Annotated in this window: 19 protein-coding genes and 1 pseudogene; 14 read left to right on the top strand and 6 right to left on the bottom strand. The window is 62.2% G+C overall.

All coding sequences use genetic code 11. The features are described from left to right. Nucleotides 1-67: 67 nt before the first annotated feature. Entirely contained in the window at nucleotides 68-658 is a 591-nt protein-coding gene (locus tag USDA257_RS31190; RefSeq protein WP_014857996.1) for an SOS response-associated peptidase, read from the bottom strand. 57 nt (nucleotides 659-715) lie between these two features. Between USDA257_RS31190 and USDA257_RS31195 the strand changes: the two genes are divergently transcribed. Then, nucleotides 716-1,213: an SOS response-associated peptidase family protein gene (locus USDA257_RS31195; protein ID WP_014857997.1), complete on the top strand. Its 498-nt coding sequence runs from the start codon at nucleotides 716-718 to the stop codon at nucleotides 1,211-1,213. Here the strand turns inward: USDA257_RS31195 and dinB are convergent. Then, nucleotides 1,210-2,301, bottom strand: a complete 1,092-nt coding sequence (gene dinB / locus USDA257_RS31200; RefSeq protein WP_014857998.1) for a DNA polymerase IV — start codon at nucleotides 2,299-2,301, stop codon at nucleotides 1,210-1,212. The genes USDA257_RS31195 and dinB overlap by 4 nt on opposite strands. 442 nt (nucleotides 2,302-2,743) lie before the next feature. Here dinB and USDA257_RS31205 point away from each other — a divergent pair, with 442 nt between their 5' ends. The 4 genes from USDA257_RS31205 (at nucleotide 2,744) to USDA257_RS31225 (ending at nucleotide 9,034) form a co-directional block, all read left to right on the top strand. After that, complete coding sequence (locus tag USDA257_RS31205; RefSeq protein WP_014858001.1) at nucleotides 2,744-3,505, top strand: ImuA family protein; 762 nt, start codon at nucleotides 2,744-2,746, stop codon at nucleotides 3,503-3,505. After that, on the top strand, nucleotides 3,426-4,940 hold the full coding sequence (locus tag USDA257_RS31210; protein ID WP_014858002.1) for a Y-family DNA polymerase: 1,515 nt from the start codon (nucleotides 3,426-3,428) through the stop codon (nucleotides 4,938-4,940). Before USDA257_RS31205 ends, USDA257_RS31210 begins: the two co-directional genes overlap by 80 nt. Then, entirely contained in the window at nucleotides 4,940-8,203 is a 3,264-nt protein-coding gene (locus USDA257_RS31215; protein ID WP_014858003.1) for an error-prone DNA polymerase, read from the top strand. Before USDA257_RS31210 ends, USDA257_RS31215 begins: the two co-directional genes overlap by 1 nt. A 150-nt stretch (nucleotides 8,204-8,353) precedes the next feature. After that, entirely contained in the window at nucleotides 8,354-9,034 is a 681-nt protein-coding gene (locus tag USDA257_RS31225; protein WP_014858004.1) for an excisionase family DNA-binding protein, read from the top strand. Nucleotides 9,035-9,122: 88 nt separating this feature from the next. Here the strand turns inward: USDA257_RS31225 and USDA257_RS31230 are convergent, their stop codons facing one another. After that, on the bottom strand, nucleotides 9,123-9,329 hold the full coding sequence (locus tag USDA257_RS31230) for a hypothetical protein (RefSeq protein ID WP_015633553.1): 207 nt from the start codon (nucleotides 9,327-9,329) through the stop codon (nucleotides 9,123-9,125). A gap of 1,006 nt (nucleotides 9,330-10,335) precedes the next feature. On the opposite strand from USDA257_RS31230, the gene USDA257_RS31235 reads away from it, so the two are divergent. From USDA257_RS31235 to USDA257_RS31260, 6 genes are all read left to right on the top strand, one after another. Next, nucleotides 10,336-12,492, top strand: coding sequence for a ParB/RepB/Spo0J family partition protein (locus USDA257_RS31235; RefSeq protein WP_014858007.1), 2,157 nt, complete (start codon nucleotides 10,336-10,338; stop codon nucleotides 12,490-12,492). A gap of 208 nt (nucleotides 12,493-12,700) precedes the next feature. Continuing rightward, nucleotides 12,701-13,123: an antirestriction protein gene (locus USDA257_RS31240; protein ID WP_014858008.1), complete on the top strand. Its 423-nt coding sequence runs from the start codon at nucleotides 12,701-12,703 to the stop codon at nucleotides 13,121-13,123. A 157-nt stretch (nucleotides 13,124-13,280) separates the two neighbouring features. Further along, nucleotides 13,281-14,471, top strand: coding sequence for a hypothetical protein (locus tag USDA257_RS31245; RefSeq protein ID WP_014858009.1), 1,191 nt, complete (start codon nucleotides 13,281-13,283; stop codon nucleotides 14,469-14,471). A gap of 90 nt (nucleotides 14,472-14,561) precedes the next feature. After that, nucleotides 14,562-15,293, top strand: coding sequence for a hypothetical protein (locus USDA257_RS38155; protein ID WP_223843485.1), 732 nt, complete (start codon nucleotides 14,562-14,564; stop codon nucleotides 15,291-15,293). Beyond that, the gene (locus tag USDA257_RS34830) at nucleotides 15,254-15,538 is read left to right on the top strand and encodes a hypothetical protein (RefSeq protein ID WP_141322091.1); all 285 of its coding nucleotides are present in this window, start codon (nucleotides 15,254-15,256) and stop codon (nucleotides 15,536-15,538) included. The genes USDA257_RS38155 and USDA257_RS34830 overlap by 40 nt, the downstream gene beginning before the upstream one ends. Before the next feature lie 123 nt (nucleotides 15,539-15,661). Further along, the gene (locus tag USDA257_RS31260; protein WP_014858012.1) at nucleotides 15,662-15,964 is read left to right on the top strand and encodes a hypothetical protein; all 303 of its coding nucleotides are present in this window, start codon (nucleotides 15,662-15,664) and stop codon (nucleotides 15,962-15,964) included. Here the strand turns inward: USDA257_RS31260 and USDA257_RS36400 are convergent. The 3 genes from USDA257_RS36400 to USDA257_RS31275 all read right to left on the bottom strand — a co-directional run bounded on the left by USDA257_RS36400 (nucleotide 15,954) and on the right by USDA257_RS31275 (nucleotide 18,434). Next, nucleotides 15,954-16,163 carry a hypothetical protein gene (locus tag USDA257_RS36400; RefSeq protein ID WP_037462502.1) on the bottom strand — a complete coding sequence of 70 codons (210 nt, stop codon included), beginning with the start codon at nucleotides 16,161-16,163 and terminating at the stop codon, nucleotides 15,954-15,956. The genes USDA257_RS31260 and USDA257_RS36400 overlap by 11 nt on opposite strands. A 94-nt stretch (nucleotides 16,164-16,257) precedes the next feature. Then, on the bottom strand, nucleotides 16,258-17,448 hold the full coding sequence (locus USDA257_RS31270; RefSeq protein WP_014858014.1) for a DUF1173 domain-containing protein: 1,191 nt from the start codon (nucleotides 17,446-17,448) through the stop codon (nucleotides 16,258-16,260). A 305-nt stretch (nucleotides 17,449-17,753) separates the two neighbouring features. Continuing rightward, complete coding sequence (locus USDA257_RS31275) at nucleotides 17,754-18,434, bottom strand: ZinT family metal-binding protein (RefSeq protein WP_014858015.1); 681 nt, start codon at nucleotides 18,432-18,434, stop codon at nucleotides 17,754-17,756. Between the two features lie 501 nt (nucleotides 18,435-18,935). On the opposite strand from USDA257_RS31275, the gene USDA257_RS31285 reads away from it, so the two are divergent. The 3 genes and pseudogenes from USDA257_RS31285 to USDA257_RS31295 all read left to right on the top strand — a co-directional run. After that, nucleotides 18,936-19,250: a hypothetical protein gene (locus USDA257_RS31285; RefSeq protein ID WP_014858017.1), complete on the top strand. Its 315-nt coding sequence runs from the start codon at nucleotides 18,936-18,938 to the stop codon at nucleotides 19,248-19,250. Nucleotides 19,251-19,369: 119 nt separating this feature from the next. Next, nucleotides 19,370-23,806, top strand: a complete 4,437-nt coding sequence (locus tag USDA257_RS31290; RefSeq protein ID WP_014858018.1) for a strawberry notch-like NTP hydrolase domain-containing protein — start codon at nucleotides 19,370-19,372, stop codon at nucleotides 23,804-23,806. Then, nucleotides 23,803-24,717 (top strand): annotated as a pseudogene (locus USDA257_RS31295) (DUF7146 domain-containing protein); the annotation flags it as partial. The gene USDA257_RS31290 and the pseudogene USDA257_RS31295, both read left to right, overlap by 4 nt.

The following is a 24,717-nucleotide window of genomic DNA, read 5'->3' on the forward strand; positions in this document are numbered from 1 at the left end:
CCTACCCAAGGTTTACCCGCGGGTGATGGAGACCTCCTTCGCGCGGCGACTGCTAGTTTGTGCGAGGTCAGCCGACCTGTTCCACTGCCAGTGTGCCTGCGGCAAGCGGCTTGATCAGCGATTGGGCTGAGATGGTCGGATCGAGCCAGTTGGCCCAAGCATCACGCTCCAGAATGACAATCTGCCGGTCGTGGTACGGCGCGATGTCCGGTCCCGGTTCCATCGTCAGCATTGTGAAAGCTTGCCCGACCTCGGGCGTGTCGCGCCAGATGCCGGCAATGCAGAAGATCGGCTCGCCCTTCTTGGTGAACAGCCATTTGTCCTTGCGCTTCTTCTTCGGATCCGTGGGTTCTGTGAACTCGTAAAATCCGTCAGCAATGATCAGGCAGCGATTGGAATTGAATTCCCGGCCCTCCGACCGGAAATTATATACCGGACGCTTGTTCGGCCCCGGCCAACTCCAGCGCCGCTGCACGAGCTCGGCCTGATCGCGGGCGCCGTCGATCGTTCTGACGATTGGGCCGAGATCGGTGATCTTGATGTCCTCGCGGGCTTCGAGGTTTGGCGCGCCTTCACCGAAGCGGATCTTGATCTTGAGCTCGGCGAAGTCCTCGACGATCGAGGCGACATCCACCATCAGCCGATAATCATTGCACATGCTTCCTCCGTCTCAGGTCTAATTGCCTCTCAAGTGTGTTCCTGATATGTTCCATCTATGACGAGTGCGACCATTTTCCATTCTGACGCCCCGCTCGATGAGCGCCGTGTGATCATAAGGCGCCATGACGGCGATGTGGAGATGGTGGAGCTGCCGTGGGGGCTGCGCCCCCGCGACGGCGATGCGCGCGCCGTCAACGTCGTTCGATCGGAAGGGAGGACGTTTCCGAGCCACCGCTGCCTGGTGCCGGCCTCGGAGTTTCGCCATAGGAGCTTCAGCTTCTCGCTCGCCAATGGCGACTGGTTCTACTTCGCGGGGATCTGGCGGCCGGCGATAGAAGACTGGCCGGAGGCCTATGCCATTCTGACGATCGAGGCGAATGCTGATCTCGCGCCGTTCCACGACCGGCAGATGGCGGTGCTGACACGCGATCAACGCATGGCCTGGCTCGACGGGCCTGTGCCCGAGGAGGAAATCCTTCGGCCGTTGCGGGCAGGGACATTCCGGGTCAAGCGCCATTCGACCGATCCTGTCCAGGCGACACTGGCGGTCTAAAGCGCCAGCCGCAACTGCGGCGCCACTCCAGAGGTCTGCCGTTCCAGCGAGGATAGCGAGACGCCGAGCAGGCGAATTCCCTTGCGCGGCGGGAAGATCGGGGCGAGAAGCAGCCCGACCACCTCCTCGAGATTGCTGATTGTTTGCAGAGGTGCCGCAACCGTCTTGCTGCGAGTGATCTGGGTGAAGTCGGCATATTTGACCTTGAGCGTCACGGTCTTGGCGCCGATCTCATTGGCCTCGCAGTAACCCCACACCTTCTCCATCAGCGGCTGAAGGCCTTCGCGTGCCGGCTCAAAGGCGTGAATGTCCTCAGAGAACGTGTCTTCCGCGCCGACGGATTTCCGCACGCGGTTCGGCTTGATCTCGCGATTGTCGATGCCGCGGGCGATGCCATAGAAATATGGTCCCGACTTCCCGAAGTGTTCGACCAAAAACTCGAACGACTTCTCTTTGAGATCGGCACCCGTCTCGATCCCGAGCCGATGCATCTTTTCGGCGGTTGCAGGACCGACGCCATGGAACTTCTTGATGGGGAGTTGCTCGACGAAGGCCGGCCCGTTCTTCGGCGTAATGACAGCCTGACCATTGGGCTTGTTGAGGTCGGATGCCATCTTGGCGAGGAATTTGTTGTAGGAAATCCCGGCCGACGCATTGAGGCCGGTGACCTGCTTGATCTTCGCCCGGATCTCCGCGGCAATCTCGGTGGCGATCTCCATGCCCTTCAGGTTTTCGGTGACGTCGAGGTAGGCCTCATCGAGCGAGAGTGGCTCGATCATCGGCGTGTATTCGGCGAAGATCGCGCGAATCTGCAACGAGACGGCCTTGTAGACGTCGAACCGCGGCCTGACGAAGACGAGGTCGGGGCATTTGCGCTTCGCGGTCACCGAAGGCATCGCCGAATGAACACCGAACCTCCGTGCCTCGTAGCTGGCGGCCGCCACCACCCCACGGGCGGCAGGATAGCCGACAGCAACCGGCAGACCGCGTAGCTCGGGATTGTCGCGCTGTTCGACCGACGCGTAGAAGGCATCCATATCCACATGCACGATCTTGCGCGGCCGCTCGCTCCCTTCGTCGTTTGTCATGGCCTAGCTTTCGTCACGACCATCTGTATCGCCTAGACATGGGAAGTGCGCGCCGCATTTGTCACCCTCCGGCGTTTGCATGTGCTCGCAGCCCCTCGCCATGCGGCGGCGGATCGCCGCGAAGCTTACACCGGCACCAAATGCTTTCCCAACAGCTTGCGCTCAAGCGCGCAGTGGCGATGACATGGGCGACAGGTGAATCAATTGCCGGCGCCCGGTGATCCCTCAGTCTCGGACCCAGATCGTTCACAGCCTGCCGTCGGCGCATGCGAAAAAATTCCCATTCCTGCCATCGAATTGAATCCGTTCACCGATTTCTTCGATGGGCACTCTCGCTCAACTTCCGCGCGCCACATGCGCATTGACTCATTTTTGCTTTGAGAACAAATACAGAACATAATTCACCATCTCAAGCCGAAAACGGGTTGCCGTAAAGGAGATCATGACCGCAGTCGTCGCCACTTCAAATGCCGTTCTCGACGAGTTGCGCGAGAAAATCGCCAGCCTGGAAGGGGCAGGCTCACGCAAACGTAGTGTTCTGCCGTTTGGGGTGCCGGAGCTTGATGCGCAGCTGCCGGGAGGTGGGCTCGCCTTTGGCGCGCTGCACGAAGTGGCAGGCGGCGGAAACGGCGCGGTCGACGGCGCGGCCGCGGCACTCTTCATCGGCGGCATCGCTGCCCGCACCACCGGCAAGGTGGTCTGGTGCCTGACGCGCTTCGATCTTTTCTTTCCGGCGCTCGCCCAGGTCGGGCTTCATCCCGACCGCGTCATTTTCGTCGAGTGCGACAAGGAAGAGACGGTGCTCGCAAGTTTCGAGGAGGCTTTGCGCTATGGCGGCCTCGGCGCCGTCGTCGCCGAGCTGGTGCGCCTGCCGATGACGGCATCGCGCCGGCTGCAGCTGGCGGCGGAAAAGTCGGGAACCTTGGGCCTGGTGATCCGCCGGTGGCGGCGCCAGACCGAAGCTTCCGACTTCGGCATGCCGACGGCCGCGGCAAGCCGCTGGCGGATTTCGGTGCTGCCGTCCGAGCCTCTGCCTGTGCAGGGCGTCGGTCGGGCGCGCTGGCTGGCGGAGCTGATGCGGGTCAGAGCAGGAGAGGGAGGAGAATTCATCATCGGAGCGTGTGATGGCCAGGGTCGTATCCGTCTTTCTTCCGACACTGCCGACCGACCGGATCAGACGGACCGATCCTTCGCTGTCTCCTGACACGCCGCTGGTGGTGATCGCCAGGAGCGGATCGAAGCGATGGATCGCCGCGGCCGATCGGGCAGCTCTTGAACTCGGTCTTCGCATCGGCATGCCGGCCGCCAAGGCGCAGGCACTGGTCCAGGGCCTGGTGATGATCGATGCCGATCCGGCGGCCGACCTCGCAGTCCTGGAACGGCTGACGCTCTGGGCCTTGTCGCAATATTCGCCCGTCGTTGCCATGGATCCTCCTGACGGTATCATCATGGATACCGAAGGCGCCGATCATCTCCAGGGTGGCGAGGAACTGATGCTGTCGGGTCTCGTCAATCGCTTGCGCGGCCGGGGTCTCGCAGCGCGAGCGGCGATCGCCGAGACCTGGGGTGCGGCGCATGCGATCGCCCGCACCACCAGTCGTGAGACGGTGATCGTCCCCCGCGGCGAGACAGCCAGGGCCGTGAATCGGCTGCCGCTCTCCTCGCTGCGGCTGCCGGCGGAAACCGTCGCAAGTCTCCGAACCCTCGGCTTCGCGACCGTCGGCGATCTCGCCGCCATCCCACGAGCGCCGCTGACGCTGCGCTTCGGTCCGGAGGTCGGACGCCGTCTCGACCAGATGTTCGGCCGCGTCGCCGAGCCGATCGATCCGATCCGGCCAGTCGACCTCGTCGAGGTTCAAAAATCCTTTGCCGAGCCGATCGGCGCACCCGAGACAATCGAGAAATATGTGAGCCGCCTGGTGCGGCAGCTCTGTCTGGAACTCGTGAAGCGCGGGCTTGGCGTGCGGCGTGCCGATCTCATTGTCCATCGGGTCGACAACACCATCCAGGCGCTTCGGGCCGGGACGGCGAAGCCGGTCCGCGACATCGCCTGGCTGACAAAGCTCTTCCGCGATCGCATCGAAAGGATCGAGCCCGGCTTCGGCATCGAGAAGCTCAGCCTGGCCGCAATCATTGCCGAGCCGCTGATCGAGGCACAGTCGGCGTCGTCGCTCATTGAAGAACAGGTAACCGACGTGACGCCGCTGATCGATGTACTCGGCAATCGCGGCGGACAGCGGAGTTTCCGCGTGGCGCCGGTCGCAAGCGACGTCCCCGAGCGCAGCGTTCAGCGGATCGCGCCGACGGCGGCGGAAGACGGCGCCACCTGGCCGCTCAACTGGCCGAGGCCGCCGCGCCTTCTGGCGCGTCCCGAACCGATCGAAGTGATCGCGCTTCTGCCGGACCATCCGCCCGTCTCGTTCACCTGGCGTGGCAAGCGGCGGCGAGTGAAGCGCGCCGACGGACCGGAACGGATCTTTGGCGAGTGGTGGAAACGCAGCTCCGAATGGGTTGCGGTCCGCGACTACTTCGTCGTTGAGGATGATGTCGGTGAACGCTTCTGGATTTTCCGAGCCGGCGACGGCGTCGACGCGGAAACAGGATCGCATAAGTGGTTCCTGCACGGGATGTTTGCCTGATGCGCTATGCCGAACTGCAAGTCACCACGCATTTCTCGTTCCTCCGCGGCGCGAGCTCGGCGGAGGAGCTGTTTGCGACCGCAAAACTGATGGGCATTGAAGCGCTCGGCATTGTCGACCGCAACAGCCTGGCAGGCATCGTGCGGGCGCTGGAAGCCTCGCGCGCGACGGGACTCAGGCTGATTGTCGGCTGTCGGCTTGATTTGGCCGACGGCATGTCGATTCTCGTCTATCCGACCGATCGTGCCGCTTATTCGCGGCTGACAAGGCTGTTGACCTTGGGCAAGGGCCGGGGCGGGAAGGCAAAGTGCGTGCTGCATCTGGACGACGTGGCGCTCTATGCCGAAGGTCTGATCGGCATCCTGGTGCCGGACATGCCGGACGACGTCTGCGCCGTGCAGCTCAGGAAGATGGCCGAGGTCTTTGGCGATCGCGCCTATGTCTCGCTCTGCCTGCGCCGCCGCCCCAACGATCAGCTGCGACTGCACCAGCTGTCGAACCTTGCCGTTAAGCACCGGGTAAAGACGGTCGTGACCAATGATGTGCTGTTTCATGAACCCGGCCGCCGGCAGCTGCAGGATGTCGTCACCTGCATCCGCACCAGAACCACCGTCGACGACGTCGGCTTTGAGCGCGAGCGGCATGCCGACCGTTATCTGAAGCCGCCGGAGGAAATGGCTCGACTTTTTCCTGGTTACCCGGAAGCGCTGGCGCGGACGATGGAGATCGTCGAGCGCTGCAGGTTTTCGCTCGAAGAGCTGGTCTATCAGTACCCCGAGGAGGCGCTGATCCCGGGGATGACGGCGCAGCAGTCGCTTGAGCACTACACCTGGGAGGGCGTCAAGACACGTTATCCCGAAGGGCTTCCTGCGAATGTCGAGAAGACGATACGCCACGAGCTCGCTCTGATCGAGACGATGAAATATGCGCCCTACTTCCTGACCGTCTTCTCGATCATCCGCTATGCCCGATCGCAGGGCATTTTATGCCAGGGCAGGGGATCGGCCGCCAATTCCGCCGTCTGCTATGTGCTCGGCGTCACCTCGATCGACCCCGACACCAACGATCTCCTGTTCGAGCGCTTTGTCTCCCAGGAACGCGACGAGCCGCCCGATATCGATGTCGATTTCGAGCACGAGAGGCGCGAGGAGGTGATCCAGTGGATCTACAAGACCTACGGCCACGACAAGGCGGCGCTCTGCTCGACCGTCACGCGCTATCGTGCCAAGGGCGCCATCCGCGATGTCGGCAAGGCGCTGGGTTTGCCGGAGGATCTGATCAAGGCGCTGTCGTCCGGCATCTGGTCCTGGTCGGAAACGGTCGGCGAGCGCCAGGTCCGCGACCTCGGCCTCAATCCGGAGGACCGGCGGCTCGCCTTGACTCTACGACTTGCCCAGCAGCTGATGGGCGCGCCACGCCATCTTGGCCAGCATCCCGGCGGTTTCGTCCTGACCCACGACCGGTTGGATCATCTCGTGCCGATCGAGCCGGCGACCATGGTCGACCGGCAGGTGATCGAATGGGACAAGGATGACGTCGAAGCGCTCAAAATGATGAAGGTCGACGTGCTGGCGCTCGGTATGCTGACCTGCATGGCCAAGGCTTTCGCCCTGATCTACGAGCACAAGCATGAGGATCTCGACCTTGCGACCATCCCCCAGGAGGACCCGGCGACCTACGCGATGATCCGCAAGGCTGACACGCTCGGCACCTTCCAGATCGAATCCCGCGCCCAGATGTCCATGCTGCCCCGCATGAAACCCAGAACCTTCTACGATCTCGTCATCCAGGTGGCGATCGTCCGCCCCGGCCCGATCCAGGGCGACATGGTCCATCCGTATCTGCGCCGGCGCGAGGGCAAGGAGAAGGTCGAGTACCCGACACCCGAATTGGAGGCGGTCCTCCATAAGACGCTGGGCGTGCCACTGTTTCAGGAGTCGGCAATGAAGGTGGCGATGGTCTGTGCGGGGTTCACGGGCGGCGAAGCCGACCAACTCCGGAAATCCATGGCGACCTTCAAGTTCACGGGCGGCGTTTCACGCTTCAAGGACAAGCTCGTCTCGGGAATGATCAAGAACGGCTACTCGCCGGAGTTCGCCGAGAAGACATTTTCGCAGCTAGAAGGCTTCGGCTCCTACGGCTTCCCCGAGAGCCATGCCGCGTCCTTCGCGATGATCGCTTACGCCTCCAACTACGTGAAATGCCATTTTCCGGATGTCTTCTGTGCGGCGCTTCTGAACTCGCAGCCGATGGGCTTTTACGCTCCCGCGCAGATCGTCGCCGACGCGAGGAAGCACGGCGTTGAGGTCCGTCCCGTCTGCATCAATCGGTCGCGATGGGATTGCACGCTCGAGCCGATTGCAGGCAGTGATGGGCATGCAGTCCGGCTCGGCATGCGTCTGGTGCGCGGTCTGGCGATTGCCGACGCGGCGCGCATCGTCGTCGCGCGTGCTGACGAGCCCTTCGCATCGGTCGACGACATGTGGCGGCGATGCGGCGTGCCGGTCGCCTCGCTCGTCGAGCTCGCCGAAGCCGATGGCTTCCGGCCGTCATTGCGACTCGAGCGACGTGATGCGCTCTGGGCAATCAAGGCGCTGCGCGACGAACCGCTTCCGCTGTTCACGGCGGCGGCCGAACGGGAGGCTCGGGCAATTGCCGAGCAGCAGGAGCCGGAAGTCAAGCTCAGGCAGATGACCGAAGGCCACAACGTCGTCGAGGACTACAGCCATATCGGGCTGACGCTCCGGCATCATCCCTTGAGTTTCCTGCGGAGCGACCTTGCCAAGCGTCGGATCGTCACCTGCGCCGAAGCGATGACGGCGCGCGACGGGCAATGGCTGATGGCGGCCGGGCTGGTGCTGGTGCGACAGCGACCAGGGTCGGCAAAGGGCGTGATGTTCATCACCATCGAGGACGAGACCGGTGTGGCAAACGTCGTCGTCTGGCCGAAGCTCTTCGAGCGGTCGCGCCGGACAGTCCTCGGCGCCAGCATGATGGCAATCAACGGCAGGATCCAGCGGGAAGGGGACGTGGTGCACCTGGTCGCCCAGCAGCTCTTCGATCTCTCGACTGATCTGTCGAGCCTTGCCGAGCGCGACGGCACATTCCGGCCGCCGACCGGCCGCGGCGACGAATTCGCCCATGGTTCTCCCGGGAGCCCCGATTCCCGCGAGCGACCGGTCCCGGGAGTTCGGGCGAGGGATATGTTCACACCGGATCTTCATATCGATACACTGAAGATCAAGAGCCGGAATTTCCAGTAGAGCGCCGGCGCGCCGGCTCCTGGTCGTCACAAACTAAGATCAGCGGTCATCAAGAGCTTCGAGCGCCTGCTCGGCGAAACCAGGTGACGTGAGCGCAAGTCTTTCGATCAGTTCCCGTATGGTCAGCGCTGGTCGCCGGTACGCAGCCGCTTGAACTGTGATCGCCTCGAGTACCTCCGTTGGATTTTTCGCGAAGATTTGCGAAAGGAATTCATCAGGAGTCAGGGCAACAATGCCATCGGGAAGGTTGCCGAAATCGCGGATGTTCGACGTCACGATGACCGTAGCTTCGACCGCTTAGCGTTTATGCGTCATATTGTCGGCATGGCCGTATCACATCGCACATCGCCGGATAAAAATTCCACCAAAACCTCGAATGCCATTCCGGCACCCGAGAGGTCGGCTGCTGCGCGCGTCGCATCGCTATTGCTGGCCAACTCGAAGAAGCGCCAAGGCATCGTTCAGGTTATTGATGTGGATGGCGAGCGCCAGGAACTTCCTAATGCCTTAGCCGAGGTCATGTATCGGGCCGCCGAACTCCTCGCCGAGGGACGAGCGGTGACGGTGCTACCTGACGAAGAGATGCTGTCGACGCAGGCCGCAGCGGACATTCTCAACGTTTCCAGGCAATATCTCGTCCGATTGGTCGATACCGGCGAGCTTGCTGCGGAAAAGGTGGGCAGTCACCGGCGCTTGCGGGCTACGGATGTTGCGGCATTCAAGGCCGCTCGAGATGCTAAGCGGGCGTCGGCACTCGATCGGTTGGCGTCGCTGAGCGAGGACGTCGGCGGATACGAGCTCGAAACCAAGCGTCGCTCACCTCGAGCGTGAATACTGTACTCTGTCAGCCGTTACTCACCAAAGCTTGTATCGAAACTTCGGCAGTGCGACGGACGCATCGCTTTCCCCCTCACGCCCTTCACTCACCTATCAAGCCATCGAAAACTTCGAGCATGGCGTCACTGATGGCCTTGCCAAGCGCGGCCGCGGTTTCCACTAGGGCCTCTTCGTTCATGTCACGCGCCGCCATTGCAAAGGCAGCACCTTGGGCCGTCACGATTTCCTGCGCGCGCTGGATCGCCCACAGAGCAAAGTCGCTGCGGCCAGTGATTTCCACGGTTTCCATGAATTCTCCCCTGATTTGGTCGAGTGCATGCCTTATAGCGAATTCGGCGGATAATGGAGGCCGTCGGGTCGTTTTGACAATGAGCTCGGGTAAACGAATGACGCAGCAGTGCGGTCTGTTTTTTGTGAAAGAGGCGGTCCGCTCCATCGCTCGAAGACGGCAGAGTCAATTTATCCTGTCACCTCGTTCTCCCATAAATAGGCCGCCGCCTTTCCTCCGGTTCTTTCCTGGGACGCTCAACGATTGGGATTGAACTGACCTCTGACGGTTCAGGACACGCTTTGAGCCAAAGTGCATAAAAAAATCGGGCCGCCGGAAAAACCGAGGCCCGTTGAAGTGTGAAGGTACCTAAACCTTCAGAGGGGAACAGCCGACGCGATGGCACTGGGAGGAGAAGCCATCAATCTGCATCAGCTATAGGCACTATGCCCATAGATTGTGCGATCGGCTATCACTTATTGTGCAGTGCAGCTATGCGTTTTCGCGGGTGCGAACTCAAGGTCTCCATCGCAAAGCTTGATTGGATGGCCGGACGGGCGTCGACGTGTTGAAACGCGGTCGGGACGGCGAAGTGGTTGCAGCGGCCGAGGGTGTCGCCCGCGGTGATTTTTCGCTGAACGGCCGTAATCACGCCGCCCCCGGGTGTCGAGAATTCCGCCTTTCGGGTGGCACCAACCGCTAGCAGGGTTTCGACGCCCCAAAGCAGCGCGTACTGCTCCGACCCGAATCTATGACATCCCGTTGAACCTGTCCTGGAATCTCTTCGTCCGCCCGCGCGAATACCCCTGACTTCTTCTACGGACTCCCTGGGACCGATGGCCGCGAGTAGGATAGGGAATGGCGGTGGCGGGGCGGAAGATAGTCATCTGCGGTTTGCAATGAGGCGGGTGCCATTCGGGAACGGTGAAGGTTGCGGACCGGCAAGGAGGGAGAGGGGGAAGGGGCGTTCGCGGTGGGTTGCGGTTGTCGGAGAGAGGCTCCGGCCAGCCCGCTACGGAGAAACGATATGGCACAGGCCAACCAGAAAATCACCCTCAACGCCGGGCGCGACATACCCTTCAACAAGCTCGTTCTCAGCCAGCAGAACGTGCGCAAGACCAAGGCGGGCGTATCGATCGAGGAGCTCGCCGAAGACATTGCCCATCGCGGACTTCTGACCAGCCTCAATGTTCGCGCCGAAGTCGATGCAGACGGCAAAGAGACCGGCATCTATCGTATTCCGGCGGGCGGCCGTCGCTACCGCGCGCTGGAATTGCTGGTCAACCAGAAGAAGCTGTCCAAAACCGCCGGAATTCCCTGCATCGTCAGCAAAGGCGAAACTCTCGAAGTCGAGGATTCACTTGCCGAGAACGTCAAGCGCCTCGATCTACATCCGCTGGACGAGTTTCGCGGTATGATGGCGCTGCGCGAGCAGGGGCTCGACGAGGAAGAGATTGCCGCCCGCTTCCACATTTCGGTAGCGACGGTGAAGCAGCGCCTGCGGCTGGCCGCCGTCTCGCCCCGCCTGCTCGAGCTCTATGCCAATGACGAGATGAAGCTCGGCCAGGTCATGGCATTTTCGATCACCAATGACCACCTCCGGCAGGAGCAGGTTTGGGACACGATCTCGCGGTCCCATAATCAGGACGCCTACTATATCCGCCGGATGCTGACCGAAACCGCGGTTCGGGCATCCGATCGACGCGCCGTCTATGTCGGCATCGACGCCTATGAGGCTGCCGGCGGTGTCGTTATGCGCGACCTGTTCGAGCAGGATAATGGCGGGTGGCTGCAGGACCCAGCGCTGCTCGAACAGCTCGTGCTCGAGAAACTGGCCGCCGACGCCGAAGCGCTGAAGACCGAAGAGGGCTGGAAATGGGTCAATGCCGCCTTTGACTTTCATTATGGCCACACCTCCGGCCTCCGCCGCTTCTACGGTGAACGGGTGGAGTACACCGAGGAGGAGCTTGCACGCCATGACGCTCTAAAGGCGGAATATGACAGGCGCGATGCCGAATATGCCGCGGCGGAAGACTATTCCGAGGAAACCGAAGCCCGGCTTGAGGAACTCGGCAACGCGTTGGATGCCCTGAACGATCGGCCTTATGTCTTCGATCCCGAAGAAGTCGCCCGCGGTGGCGCCTTCATCTCGCTTGCCGTCAATGGTGAGTTGAAGATCGAACGGGGGTTCGTCCGGCCCGAAGATGAACCTGTCGTCGAGACGGCCGGCAGTGATGTCGATGATCGCGACGACAACGGCAAAAGCGGTGACGATGTCGTTGCTGCTCCTGCAACAGGCGGGGTCTCGATTAACGGCAAGCCTGTGGGTATCGAGGAACCGGAGGAAGATGACGGGAAGATTCGTCCGCTCTCCGACCGCATCATCGAGGATCTGACGGCCGCCCGTACTGTCGCGCTTCGCAACGCGCTTGCCAATGATCCGGTGATGGCCTTTGTCGCGGCCCTGCATGTGTTCGTCCTGAAAACCTTCTACAGATACGGGTCGGACTCGTGCCTGGAGATCACCGCGCAGCAGACCGCGTTCAGCCAGACGCAGGGGCTCGGCGATACGGTCTGGGCGAAGGAGATCGAACAGCGGCAGGAGTCCTGGGGCCATGATCTTCCCGGCAATGCCGACGAAGTCTGGGACTATCTGATCGCTCTCGACGAGGCCAGCCGCATGGCGCTCTTTGCCCATTGCGTCTCCCTGTCGCTGAACGCCACGATCCAAGCCTGGAACCGGCGCTCGAGGGAAGTCGCCCATGCGAAGCAGCTTGCCCACTCGATCGGCTTCAGCATGGTCGAGGCAGGCTGGACGCCGACGGTAGACAACTATCTCGGGCTCGTCACGAAGGCACATATCCTGCAAGCCGTTCGCGAGGCGAAGGGCGAACAGTCGGCGCAACTCATCGATCACCTCAAGAAGCCCGACATGGCGCGTGAGGCCGCCCGGCTGCTGGAAGGAAGCGGATGGCTCCCTGAAGTGCTGCGGCTCCCGGTCGACGAGATCCCGGCCGAGGCCGCTGCTGCCCCCGTGGCGGATGCGGACGGGATTATCGATGACAATGCCGTGGAAAGTGCTCACGTCGAACTGCCGGCCTTCCTGACGGAAGGCGCCGATGCCGAAGAGGCATCCGTCGATCGTGCGGAGCATGACGGCGAGCGCCTCGAAGCAGCGGAATAATCGTTCCCAAACCCATTGCTCAATTGGAGGCCCGGCCACTGTGTCGGGCCTTTCTGATTTCTGAACGTTGGAGACAGAGCAGTCTCGCCGGGAAGGGGCGGCTGGGATCGGCAGGAGAGGGAAGAGAGGGGCCAGGGAGGGTTGAGGCCGGGCGATGGAGAGGGGGTTGTCCGGCCTGAACCCTGTCGCCTCTCTGGAGAGTAAATCGATGTCGACACCCGTGATTGCGCCCCAAAGCGCCACCATCGTCCCCGAAGCGCGTCGTCAGGAATTCCTGCCGACCCTGTTCGGTCGTTCACTCATGATCGTCGCCGAGAACGCAGTCTATAGCTTGATGGAGCGGCTGAGCCCGCTCGATTATGGCGGCGGCTTCTGGGATTTCTACGAATACGAGGGCAAGCCGCTGTTTCTCGCTCCGACATCCAGATCGCGGTTTCGGATCATCGGCGACATTACCGGATTTCAGGGGGAGGTGTCCGCCGAGGCCGCCGGCATCATCGCCACGCTGTTCGCCTTCTCCCATCTCTCCTTCAAGTATCAGTCCGAACATCTCTCTGAAGGCTACGGCCGTCTCTACGCCTATTCGGCCGACCATCCGGAAGCTGCCGAGATATTCCAGGCGATCGATTGAGATCCAATACGCGCCGCTCTCGGGTGGCGCACCCGAGCGTCCCGCCTGCTTGCCGCGTCGGACAGGCGCTTCGGCGGCGAGCCATCTTCATCCACCCCACCAGCCCGGTTGTCGCGAAAGCGATCAGCCGGGCTTCTTCGTTTCAGGAGATTTGAGCATGAACACCATGATTTCCAGCCCGCGGCCGGTCTCGTCCGGCTTCAAGGTCGATATTTCCCGCGGCGAACGCATCGGCCGCGTCTCATCCGAATGGTTCTCGCGTCCCGACGATGAGCGCTATCTGTCGCTCTCCGATCTTCATCGCGCGGTCAGCGCCAGAACCGATCGCGCCCGTGTTCGAACGGTTGAAAGCGTGGAGGTCCGCGTGGAAGCCACCCGTGACAATGCCGAGCGTCTTGCCTTGATTGTTCCCGGCGGGCGTGAGCCGATTGCACCGACGCATTGGAGCTACGGTCAGCTTTGCAGCCTGGTCGGAGCGCCTGCGAGCTATATGCGGCAACTGCCTGCGCCGCTGGCCGCGATCAATCTTCAGCACGGGCTCCTCAACCACAACTCCGAACTGGTCAAAACACTGGAGATGGATGACGGCCGCGTCGAGCTGCGGGCGATGACTGGCCCCGAATACGGCCGCATCTGGGATAAAGATCTGGTCGCCGCCGTGATGAGCATCGCCGGCAACGGAACCGGCGACACGATCTGGAAGGTACCGGGCGTGCTCGATTGGTCAACCATGACCCACAATCCGTTCGTCGATATCACCAAAGATACGACCACGCTCTATGCCAGCGACCGCGATGTGTTTCTGTTCCTCGTCGACGACATGCATCCGATCGAGGCTGGTCGCCTGCCGAACGGTGAGCCGGATCTCTACTTCCGCGGGTTCTATGCCTGGAACTCCGAAGTCGGGTCCAAGACACTCGGCATAGCATCGTTCTATCTGCGGGCGGTTTGTGCCAATCGCAATTTGTGGGGCACCGAAAATTTCGAGGAAATTACCATCCGGCACTCGAAGTTCGCGGCGCAACGTTTTGCCCATGAAGCCGCCCCGGCGTTGACGAACTTCGCCAATTCCTCGCCCGCGCCCTTCATCGCCGGCATTCGCGCCGCACGTGAACGGGTCGTTGCGCGAAATGACGAGGATCGCTCGGATTTCCTCCGCAAGCGCGGCTTCTCCAAGGCCGAAACCGGCAAGATCATCGAGACGGTGCTTTCCGAAGAAGGGAGGCCACCGGAGAGCATCTTCGATTTTGTCCAGGGCATCACGGCACTTGCCCGCGGAAAAGCCCATCAGGACACGCGGCTCGAACTGGAGGGCAAGGCGAGGAAGCTACTGGAAAGCGCAGCCTGACTGCGGATTCTTCGCTCGCGCCTCTCATCCATCCCTTTCATCGCCCGGCCATTGCGCCGGGCTTTTCGCATTTCACCGAAAGGCAATGCCATGACCAATATCGAAGCCAGGATCATCTGCCACCCGCCCATCCCATTGGCCGACATCACACCGCTCGAAATGCTGGTTCTGACCAATATGCTCGAATGCAGCGAAACAGAAGCGGGCCTTGTCCTGTTCACCGATTTCGGAGCGACAAATCCGATCCGCGTGACGCGACACGAACTAATCGAAGCCTTTCGCGCATCGGCGCCACACGTCGACAGTGCGCTCAACATCTTCATTGCCAGCCGCATCATAGCCCTTCTGCCAGCCCTGTCCGGCAACGTCGATACGGAAGCGTCAGTCGACATCGACTTGAGCGAATTCCCGTGGCAGTTCGTGGTGCAGGCCATCGTGGCGCGGTCAGTGAGGCTGCGCGAAGTGGTGGTGATCCAGTGGACGAACCACCCCTCGCAACGCCCGGAAACCTTCGGCGCCAGCGTTTCGCTGATCACCGCCAAGGCTATCCATCATACCAGCAGCGAGGATTTGTTGGCCCGTTTCCGGCAGCAGGATCGGGCCCTCGAGCTTTCCCTATCGTCGCTCGCGCCGAGTGACGGTCTGCGTGCTCCTGCCGGCGACGATGCAGATCGTCTGTTCACCGCAAGAGAGGTCGGGCTGCTCTCTGTATATGGGAAGCCATGCTGTATTTCCGGGGGCTGCACGAGGGTCGCCGGCCCGTCTCGGACAGGATCGTCCAGATGTCCAAGGTCTGGGACGCGGTCGGATGGCAGGCCATGAGATCCCGCGCCGCAGAGATCGTGCCCCTTGCGCTCGACGCGTATGCCGACCTTTCCGGCGTCCTGGAGCGAGATGGCCTCACGTTCGACTTCCACTTCATCCCGGCAATGGTGGACACGCTGGTCTGGTCGGAGAGCGGGCCTTACCGCAACGGGGAGCCGGACGATTTCCTTCAAGACGTGATCGCGACGGTGAAGCGCCGACGGCAGGATGTCATTACGCGCAACACTTTCCGGCGCCTGTGATTTTCCGGCCAGGCGAAGCTGCCGGCCCGAGCTAATCGCTTGCAACCACCCAGATGCGCCGAGACGTTGGCCGAGGTCAGTTCCCCGGAATCGTTCGCGCGCCGAGAATCGAGGAGATACCTGATGTTCACCACCGATGGACTCTCTCCGATGCAGTCGGGCCGGCTGAAGGCCGCCCTGGCTAAGAAGTACCGCTACGACGGCGTTGTCAGAACGCTCCAATCCCACATCCAAGCCTTGGCCGCGGAAGGTCCGTTGGAACTGACTGAAGGGAATGGAATGATCGATTATTCCCGGACACACTTCAACCGTCTTGCCTCCCACAAGGAGCAAGACGCCTATATCGCGCGTCTCCGGGCGAAGCGATATTTCTACGTGAACGGATGGGTGGTACCGAAGCTGGTCTACGATGCGATCAGGCGCTGATGTCGGTGGCGTTCTGATCCGTCGCAGCCTCGGACGGCCGCATGGACATTGCCAAATCACTCTCACCGGCTGTCTGCTCGGCGTCGACCTGATCGCCAGCGGCTTTCAGGTCGATTTTTCCCCAGATCGAATGTTCTTTTCGGGACAGGCGACGCCGATTTTTGATCTCGACGACGAACGGTTTCTTTTCAGGCTTCACGATGGTCCGATTGAAAAAGACGGATAGGTGTCAATGCCGCAGGTGTTCTTATTCGTCTCGCCCTGTCAACGCCCCGCAGCTCCGTGTTCCCGTATCAAGGAAGTCGCGGCATCTCGCCCTCGGCCACCCTCCAGACCCAAGGCACAATCTCCGGTCTCGCGTCGATCATATTGGTGAGTGCCTGCTCGTATTCATCTCCGGCGCTTGCCGGGATGATGAACATCGCGACAGGGGCGGGCTTCTGTTCCGGCAATGTCGCCGATACGATCGGCGCGTCGCGAGGTAGGTTGAAACGCAGGCCCTTGACGCTCTTTCGCTTGAGGTGGCTGAGCTTTTCCAAGAGCCGTAGCTCGTGGATGTCCTCGAACGGCAGCCAATGCTCGTTGACCACCATCAGGGCGACCTCCTCGACCGACGCGATGCCGGCGGTCGAGACGCCGAAGGTGGCGATGACGATCAGATGCAATGCCTCGCTCGAGTGCCACAGTTCCAGTTCGGTCTCATAGCGCGCTGCGAGTCGCCTCCATGCGCCATTCTCGATCATCAGCGGGAAGGGCAGGTGCCGTACGACTATCTTGTGCCCCTCGCGGGCTGCGGAAAACTCCTTCACCTCGGCCACGATCATCATGAGTTTTCGCAGTCCCGAACCTGTCGCCTGTATGCTCTTGAGTGCGGCGGCGCGCCGGGCAGCGATCCCGTCCTTGTCGTCCGGATGAAACACCTCAGGAACGAAGAGCATGTCGCTCAACGGACCGCCCCTTGCGGTCATCTGCGAGGCGGCATTGATGAGGCTCGTGCGCACCCGGCCCCAGCCGCGCCGGCCCGTCCACGTCGAGCGCCATTCCGTCAGTTCGCCGGCCTCCCAGAGATAATGCAGCATCGCCCTGAGCGACAGTTTCTTGGGCTCGCTGCGTATGCCCGGCTCCGCTGCTTCAGCCGGTGCGCCGGGCGCCGATCGTGGCCCGCGTTTTGTCAGGGAAAAATCGAGCTTCAGGTCTGCCTTGCCGCCGGCATCGATCCGGATCGCATTGCCGATCAGGGGGCCGAGGCCGGATAGCTCGTAGGGAGGCTCATAGGAGGGGCACGCAGGATCGTGGTCGCGCCCCGAAAGCGGCATGCGTTTGATGAGATACTGATCCTCCAGGCGCGCGATATACATCGCAACCGGGGGCTCCTTGCACATGCACATCGGGCGAAGCCTTTGCTCGTAGGCGTGCGGAAGCAGCGCCCGAAACTCCGGCGAGGATTCTCCCACTGTCTGATCGCCGATCGTGAAGTTACGCACCTTGGTTCTCCTCTTGCTCCGGCCGAACGTACACGGGTAGCGTCCATCTTACTATCAAAAAACAGACAGTAAAAACCCGTGCGCCCTTCGGGCTCTGGTCGCGACGGTCGCGGAGACTGCCGTCGGCGCGCGCCGGGGGAACGCAGCTTGGTTGGAACCAATGGGCGGGGTGAACGGCGTCGTCGATGACGACTTCCCCGGTCCGCGTTCGGCGTGGCGAGGCCGATCAGGATCGGTTCCTCGCCCGCGCCGGGGAACTCAGGCATCTGGGCACTCCAGCCCGTCAGCCGACGTTTCGGGTAGGTTCAATGAGCTAGCATTTCGTCGACGATCTGTTTGCCGTTCAGGTGTGACGGATAGTAGGTCGGCCAGTTGGTGACTTCCTTCAGCAGGGCGGCACGGTCATTGCCCCAATAGAGGTGGTAATGGCCCGCCTTCTCGGGCGTGATGATGTGGTCACTGAACTGGATGAACTGCGGAGCGGTACCATCACCACCGGTCTTCTTGAAGACGTAGCGGACACCCCGATTGCCCTTCTTGTAGGTGAGGATTTCATGGCCGTCCGTTTCATAGTTTCCGCTGATAGACTCTTTTCCGCGGAAGAACGTGACGTTGCTGCCCTCGATGGCGATCCGATCGATGCCGGTTTTATATCCAGCGTCGTAATAGGCGCGATATTCGCCGGCGCTCTTGTCGCCGTGCTTTGCCTTGTCCGCCAAGACCGGGTCCAGCGTGCCATCGACCAGATAGGGATAGACGGACTGCCAATCGCCTTCCCAGTCCGAAAGCGCGCGCGGCTTTACCTGATCGTCCTCGAAATACCCTTCGTACACGGATCCTTTCGCATCATGGGAATGGCTCTGGGCGTGATCGTGCCCGGATGATGTTTGGGCGCCCGACGTCCCCTCGGAAAGAGCCTGTCCCGCGAAAAGAAGCGCTGAGGAAACACTGAGTGCGTAGCCGAGTTTTTTGATGGTCTTCTGCATTCTTTGGAGCCTTTCGGTTATCCGGTTCGGATCGTGTCCGGCGATTTGGTATGTAATAACATTACAACACGTCGATTAACCTGCTTCCGGGGGCTACGCAAGAGCCATTCGGCCTGGCGGTGCCGCGATCCATTGCGGTCGGACGCGCCGCCCGGAGGGGTGAGAGGAGGGCCGCATTGGGGGAGGGCCCACCAAAGCGAGCGAGGGAGAGAGCCTCGTCCCGTCCCGGGTCCCTGGGATCGTCATCGGAGTTGAAGGCCCGAACGACCATGTGGCGCCGGACGGCAAGGGGTTCCCTCACCTCACGATCGAGTACGTCGCTGTCGACGGCCGCCCTGAAGCTCCTCGAAGCCACACCGGCGAGGTTCTTACCGACGGCGTCGCCTCCGGCCCGCCCTGACCCGTCGGGGCCGAACGCTGTCGATTCCACGTTTCTGTTTCCAACCAGGTCCGGTGCTCCGAACGGAGCGCCGGGCCTTGCCGCGTTTTCAGGAGAGCATCATGACCATGCCTGCAATCGACCGCCCCCGCTCGGCCGCCGCGCCGGTCTTTCTGAACTTCCGCTCAGAGGTCGTACGGCCTGTCCGCTTTGCCCTCGTCTATTGGGACGGCCCGGGAGACACGCTCTACGCCTTCGAGGATCAGGAAGCCTTCGAGCGACAGCGCGCGACTGCCGAGCGCCATTCTGTTCACGTGCATCAGCTTAGCGCAGAGGAGGCCGCAGACTGGATTGCCGCTGGTGGCAAGGCCGTTCTGCATGAGATGTCGGTCGCCGGCATTGCGGCCTTCGGCAACCTGAAGCTCGCACCCGGCTGAAAGCCGGGCGCTGGCCGCCGTCCGCCCGGGAGGGAGAGAGGGGCGGGAAAGGGGCGGCCTGCCGGGGTTTGGAGAGCGTCCGGGCGGGCCGGTCTTTCCGGCTCTCGACAGGATTTCCCATGAACGTGACCTCTTCCCGCGCCGCGAACGCGGCCGCTACGTCGCTCGCTCCCGCCGACCGTGCCGGCCGTGCAGGAAAAATTCTCCTCGCCGGCCATCAGCTTTTGCCGTTTCTCGAACGCGGGCAGTCCATCGGCGCAGCCGATTTGCGCGCCATCCTCACGGACACTTTCGGCGGTTCCGACGCCGAAGGTTTCTGGGCATGGAAAGACGCCTATGAAGCGACCGAGGTCGCGCAGGTCCTGTTTCTGCGCAAGTTCGGCGCGGCGATTTCCGCTCGCACGAACGTGCCCAAGGCGGCGCTGGCGATGCTGACCAAGGTCGCGTCGCTCATTCCGACCCATACGCGCCGCTCCGAGGAAAGCCAGCAGCTCCAGCAGTTTTCCACCCCACTGCCGCTTGGCCTTATCGCGGCCCACGCCGCAGGCCTCAAGGCGGACGATACCGTGCTCGAACCGTCTGCCGGAACCGGCCTCATGGCGATCTTCGGCGAACTCGCGCATGCGCGCCTTTCTCTCAACGAATATGCGCCGGTTCGCCACGGTCTGCTGGAGCAACTCTTCTTAGGCTCGGTGGTGTCGCAACACGACGCCGCCCACATCGATGACTATCTCGACCGTTCGGTTCGTCCGACGGTCGTCTTGATGAACCCGCCGTTTTCTGCCGGCGTTCATGTCGAAGGGCGCATGGCCGACGCCGCATGGCGTCATCTTGCCTCCGCCTTCGCGCGGCTTGCCCCTGGCGGCCGGCTAGTGGCGATCACCGGTTCCAGCCTTTCACCCGACAATCCCAAATGGCACGACGCCTTCGTCCGCCTGCAAGAGCGCGGCACGGTTCTGTTCAGCGCCGCGATCGATGGCTCTGTCTATGCCCGGCACGGCACGACGATGGAGACGCGGCTGACGGTGATCGACAAGATCGCCGCCGCCGATCCCAAGAGCCTCATCGCCTCGCACGGTGTCGCTCCCGATCTGGAAACATTACTTTCATGGATATCGGGCCTTCCGCCCCGCTCGCCCTCGACCGCGCCCAACTCGATCGGCGCGCTTTCCAATGGAATCGTACGCGCCTGCGCAGCGAAAATGGCCGCCCGCAAGGCCGCCGACACCTTCCGTCCCGCAGCGGTGATCGCTCCGGCAAGTCGGACAACTCCGGCTGTTCGTGCACAGCAACCGACATCCCCGCCGCCCCTCCGTATCGACGACGAGGTTGTCGAGCTCGACTACGAACTGCGCGATGCAGCGCCGAACACCCGCGTCGACGTCGCCGACGGCATCTACGAACCCTATCGCTTGCAGGCGATCCATATCCCGGACGCAAAGCCCCACCCGGACAAACTGGTCGAATCCGTCGCCATGGCATCGGTCGCGCCGCCCAAGCCGAGCTATCGGCCGCACCTGCCGAAGCGCATCATCACCGATGGCGATCTGTCCGACGCCCAGCTTGAAAGCGTGATCTATGCCGGCGAGGCTCATTCCGGCTATCTCGCCGGCCACTGGTCCGTTGATGCCAGCTTCGACAATCTCAAGGCTGTCACGCCCGAGACCGAAGGTGCTGTTCGCTTTCGCCGTGGCTGGTTTCTGGGCGATGGCACGGGTGCCGGCAAAGGCCGCCAGGCTGCTGGCATCATATTGGATAACTGGCTTCAGGGCCGTCGTCGCCATTTGTGGATTTCGAAGTCCGAAACCCTGATCGAGGATGCACAGCGCGACTGGAGCGCGCTCGGTCAGGAGAAGCTGCTGGTCACACCGCTGTCGCGCTTCCGGCAGGGGGAGGCGATCAAGCTCGAGGAGGGCATCCTCTTCGTGACGTTTGCCACGCTGCGCACCGACGAGCGCGAAGGCAAGCAATCGCGCGTCCAGCAGATCGTCGATTGGCTGGGAAACGATTTCGACGGCGTCATCATCTTCGATGAAGGCCACGCTATGGCGAATGCCGCCGGCGGCAAGTCCGAGCGTGGCGAAAAGGCCGCCTCGCAACAGGGCCGCGCCGGTCTGCGCCTGCAGCGCGCTCTGCCCGATGCCCGCGTCGTCTATGTCTCCGCAACCGGTGCGTCCGAGGTTGAGTCACTCGCCTATGCCGAACGCCTCGGCCTCTGGGGCAGCGCCGACTTTCCTTTCTCGACCCGATCCGAATTCATCGCTGCGATCGAAGACGGCGGAGTTGCGACGATGGAAGTGCTTGCCCGCGACCTCAAGGCGATGGGGCTCTACGCATCAAGGTCCTTGTCGTTCGAAGGTGTGGAATATGACATCCTCGAACATGAACTGACCAAGGAACAGGTCCGCATCTACGATTCCTATGCCGAGGCCTTCCAGATCATCCACAACAATCTCAACGAAGCGCTCGAAGCCTCCGGTATTATCAGCAGCAAGGGAACGCTCAATAAAAACGCCAAAGCCGCCGCCCGGTCCGCCTTCGAGAGCTCGAAGCAGCGCTTCTTCAATCACCTCTTGACCTCGATGAAGACACCGGCCTTGATCAACGCGATCGACAAAGATGTGGAGGAGGGCCACGCGGCGATCGTCCAGATCATCTCCACCGGCCAATCGCTCACCGAGCGCCGGCTCGCCGAGATCCCGACCGAAGAGTGGGGCGACGTTCAGGTCGACGTCACGCCGCGCGAGATCGTCGCGGAATATCTCAACCATTCCTTCCCGACCCAGCTCTTCGAGGAATATTCCGACGCCGAAGGCAACCTCCTGTCGCGGCCGGTCTATGACGCCGCGGGCAACCCGGTCCTGTGCCGCGAAGCAGTCGTGCGCCGTGACGCGTTGCTCGAACGGCTCGGCAGCCTGCCGGCGATCCCGACCGCGCTGGACCAGATCGTCCAGCATTTTGGGACGGATCGCGTTGCCGAGATCACCGGGCGCACGCGCCGGATTGTCCGCCGCGACGACGGCGGCTCGATCGCCCGCTTCGCCGTCGAAAGTCGGCCGGGCAGCGCCAATCTCGACGAGACCCGCGCCTTCATGGATGACGAAAAGCCGATCCTGATCTTCAGCGAAGCCGGCGGCACGGGACGCTCCTATCATGCTGATCTCGGCGCGAAGAACCAACGCCTGCGTCTGCACAATCTTCTTGAAGCCGGCTGGCGGGCCGATGTGGCGATCCAGGGTCTCGGGCGCAGTCATCGCACCAACCAGGCACAGCCGCCGCGCTTCCGCATGATCGCCACCAACGTCAAGGCGGAACGCCGCTTCCTGTCAACGATTGCGCGGCGCCTCGACACACTCGGCGCGATTACCCGGGGTCAGCGCCAGACCGGCGGGCAGGGGATGTTCAGGAGCGAGGACAATCTTGAATCCCAGTACGCCCGCGACGCGCTCAGGCAGTTCTACAAGCTCATCCACCGTAGCGGGATCGATGGCTGCTCGCTGGAAAAATTCGAGACGATTACGGGCCTTTCATTGACCGCCGAGGAAGGTGGTCTCAAGGACGAACTGCCGCCGATCCACACCTTCCTCAACCGCATGCTGGCGCTGACGGTTGCTATGCAGAACCTGTTGTTCGACGCCTTCGAACAGTTGCTGGCTGCCCGGATCGAGGGCGCAATCGCCGCCGGTGTCTATGACAAGGGGCTGGAGACGCTGACAGCGGACCGTATGACGGTGAAGGCTAGGCAACTCGTCTATACCCACCCGGTCACAGGCGCGCAGTCGCATCTGCTGACGATCGAGCGCATGGATCGCAATACGCCGCTGCTGCTGGCCGACGCCCTGAAACTTGTGGGCCGTGACCCACGTGTCAAGCTGATGGTCAACGGCAAGTCCGGCCGCCCGGCCGTGCAGGTTCCGACCCGCTCGGTCATGCTTGATGACGGTTCAGTCCAGCCGCGCGTCGCGCTCATCCGGCCGATGGACGAAATCCGGTTTGAGGTGCGCCAGCTCGAAGAAACGAACTGGGAGGAAGCGGACGAGCAGATCTTCTCAGCCGCATGGGATGCCGAAGTGGCCAATCTCCCGGAGTTTTCCATCACGACCATGCATGTCGTCTCCGGTCTACTATTGCCGATCTGGAAATTGCTGCCGCAGGATTTCTGCCGCGTCTATCGTCTGGAGACCGACGAGGGCGAGCGGATCGTCGGCCGCTTGATCTCTTCGGAGGGCCTTTCCCGACTTTGCCGGAATTTCGGGCTCGATCAGACGGAGGTCATCAACGCCGACCAGGTCTGGCAATCGCTTCTCGGCGGCTCCTCGGTCGTTGCCCTCGCAGGGGATATGACGTTGCGCCGGGTTCGGGTGATGAACGACTATCGTGTCGAACTCAATGGCTTCACCGACGGGATGCGGGACAGGCTCAAATCCGTGGGTCTGTTCTCAGAGATGATCGCCTGGAAGCTCAGGTTCTTCATTCCGACGTCCGAGGAAGGATCGGCGATCGTCGCTCGCCTCATCGAACGGCATCCGATCGTCGATGTCACTGGACCGGTATGATCGCCATGCTGTCCGCTTCTCAATTGGCCGATCGTCTCGCGCGCGACGCCGAGGCGGTCTGCCGTCATTACCTCTCCGCCGGCCATCGGGCCGGCAACTACTGGATTGTCGGCGACGTCGCCAACAGCAAGGGCAAGTCGCTCTATGTCCATCTCTCCGGCCCGCGTGCTGGGCGGTGGACAGATGCAGCAACCTCTCAATATGGCGATCTGCTCGACCTCGTTCGAGAAACCTGCGGGTTGGTGGACTTCCGTGATGTCGCAGACGAGGTGCGGCGTTTCCTAAGCCTTCCCCATCCGGCGTCGTCCCGCAGGGGCGACGCCCACACCGATCCGCCGGTCGATAGACCGGCAGGCGAACGCGCAAGACGCTTGTTCCGGATGACGAAGCCGCTTGGCCGTTCACTGGCCGACAGCTATTTGCGCCAGCGGGGCATCCTGCGGGCAGCTCAGCACCAGGCGCTCCGTTTCCATCCCTCGTGCTTTTACCGGGACCTCGTGACCGGCAGGACGTTGAGCTATCCGGCGCTGATCGCAGCCGTGACCGATCCCTCAGGCGCGATCACCGGTGTGCATCGCACCTGGCTCGATCCGGGGGGCGACGGAAAGGCGAAGGTGAACGATCCCCGCCGCGCGCTCGGCGGGCTGCTCGGAAATGCCGTGCGCTTCCGTTTTCCCGGTAATGCGCCCGTGCCGGTGATAGTCGCGGGCGAAGGGCTCGAAAGCATCTTGTCGCTCGCGCACGTGATGCCGGGCATGCCGATGGCCGCGACGCTGACCGCCAATCACCTTTCCGCCTTTCGGCTGCCCCATGGTTGTCAGCGGCTCTACATCGCTGCCGATGCCGATGCGGCCGGCCGGCATGGCATCGAGGGAGTTGAGCCGCCGCGCGCAGGCGCTCGGGATCCTGCC

Origin of the sequence: Sinorhizobium fredii USDA 257 (assembly GCF_000265205.3) — a bacterium.
Classification (GTDB): Bacteria; Pseudomonadota; Alphaproteobacteria; order Rhizobiales; family Rhizobiaceae; genus Sinorhizobium; species Sinorhizobium fredii_B.